Origin of the sequence: Mesorhizobium sp. M0317 (genome assembly GCF_040321555.1) — a bacterium.
Lineage (GTDB): Bacteria > Pseudomonadota > Alphaproteobacteria > Rhizobiales > Rhizobiaceae > Mesorhizobium.
Genome location: NZ_JAMYRV010000096.1, coordinates 1 through 1958 on the forward strand (window position 1 = coordinate 1; position 1958 = coordinate 1958).

Consider the following 1958-nt stretch of genomic DNA (forward strand, 5'->3'; position numbering starts at 1 on the left):
ACGATGCTATTTCGACCATTTATCCGGCCGGCGGTGACGGCGACATCCTGCGCGACAAGGTCTATACCAACGTCCGCAACGCGCTTATGGCCGGGCGCTTCGTCCCCGGGCAGAAGATGGTCATCCGACAACTGGCCGAACAGAATGGCACTAGCCTGACGCCGGTGCGCGAATGTCTGCGCCGGCTGGTAGCGGAGGGCGTGTTGGAGGGCGAGGCCAACCGCTCGGTGCGCGTGCCGCGCATGACCGGCGCCAAGATGCGGGAGTTGCGCGATATCCGCCTGGCGGTGGAAGGCCTGGCGACGGCCCGCAGCGCCGAAAGGATAACGCCGGAGGAGGTGTCTGGATTGCGCCGCATGGCGGAGGAACTTGCCGACGCCCGGCGGCGGGGCAACGTAGACGCCGACGTCGCCAAACTCAGCGAGTTTCAGCTCGGCGTGTACCGCGCCTCCGGCATGCCGCAGCTTGCAAAGATTATCGAGAGCCTGTGGCTGCAGACGGGCCCTTATCTGAAGCTTCTTTTCCCGGACTACGTGAAATCCGTGGCGGCCCGCGGGGGCGACTGGCGCGGCCGCCTTTGCGCTGCACTCGAGGCGCACGACGCGGAAGCGGCGCGGCGTGAGATCGTCGAGGATGTCGGCCAGTCACTCGACTACCTGACTACTCTCGCGGATGCCGCCGACGCGTTCAGGGCATGAGGCAAGAAAGACACCGCAACAGCGCCTCCGCATCGCAAGCGCCGCGCAGGTCCGGGCTATACCTGAGCGACTTCGTAGCGCGTTCTACAGGCCGGCGTCCTGCCCCATCTTCGTGCCTTCAAGGCCGGCAATCGCCACGGCGTTCGGATCGAACGCAGACCACGCGGTCGAGATGAAAGTAAGCGGGCAGCTGAGGCCGTTCAGCTCTGGTAGTTCCAGGGCATGAGGGCGTCGATATCGCTGTTTGGCCAGCCATTGGCGATGCGATCGAGGATTTGGGTGAGCCAGGCGTGCGGATCAACCTGGTTCATCTTGGCGGTGGCCAGCAGCGTGGCGATGGTGGCCCATGTTCGTCCGCCGCCGTCGGAAGCAGCGTCATAATGCCGGGAATCCGGGCTTCAACATTGTCGTCACTATTCATTCCATCCGTTGGTTGGGCAGACCGTTGCGGTGGTCGGTGACCATGATCTTGACGCAAAGTACTTCATGGCTGCTCCTTTTTGTAGCGACTTACATAGACCACGTTTTCACATTGACAGGAGCAGCCGCCATCATCTGGCTCGGTCGAGACCCCAATGACCCCATCTGTTTTGAAGATCAGGGATGGATGCGGCCGACGCGGAAGCGATCTGCGAGGCGGTGACGCGACCGACAATGCGGCTCGTGGCTGTCAAATGGCGGACGCCCAGAGCGTTCTGATGCTTCATCGGGCTCGCCACCTCTTGGTTTCGGCAGCGCATAGCGCAAATCAGCGCCATGCGGGCCGCATCTGGCCGAGTATGGCGTCGTCGCACCGAAGGGCCGGGCCCATGTCCGTAGTTTAATCGAAGCTCTGGACAAGGGCGATGGGCCGCTCCCGGCGATGGCGCGACAGGTTCTTATCCCCTCGCCCGTACTATCGAGACCTTGGCGCGCAAATCCGGATGTTACCGCAGAAAACTCCACTTTCGAACGATCCAGTTTTCAGGGATCAGAGCACTCACGGCGGTCGGTTTCAGCTTACGTCAAGCGAGGATGGCTCGAACGGGTGATGCAGGGGGTCTTTCCTCGCCAATTCGGTATTCCCGTGACGTATGGTGACGGCCGTCATACTGAGGTAGACTGAAGGCTGCAAGTCCTTGTGCAAGCACTAGCAGGCTGTTGAAAAAGGGGCTCGCGGTTGGGGTAGCTCCGTCATTCACTCATTTCGCGAGAATGCGGAGGGTGAATCGTGCGCGGCGGCGACAATCGAACTGGCGAGTTGTTCAGCTACGTTGATCT

1 protein-coding gene and 1 pseudogene are annotated in these 1958 nt (G+C 61.7%); one reads left to right on the plus strand and one right to left on the minus strand.

Features of this window, described 5'->3' with window-relative positions; translation table 11 throughout:
• Positions 1–698: GntR family transcriptional regulator (locus NKI88_RS31625; protein WP_352659318.1), on the plus strand; the 698-nt coding region annotated here is incomplete at its 5' end.
• Between the two features lie 200 nt (positions 699–898).
• Here the strand turns inward: NKI88_RS31625 and NKI88_RS31630 are convergent.
• Positions 899–1072: pseudogene (locus NKI88_RS31630) on the minus strand (transposase domain-containing protein); the annotation flags it as partial.
• Positions 1073–1958: the final 886 nt, after the last annotated feature.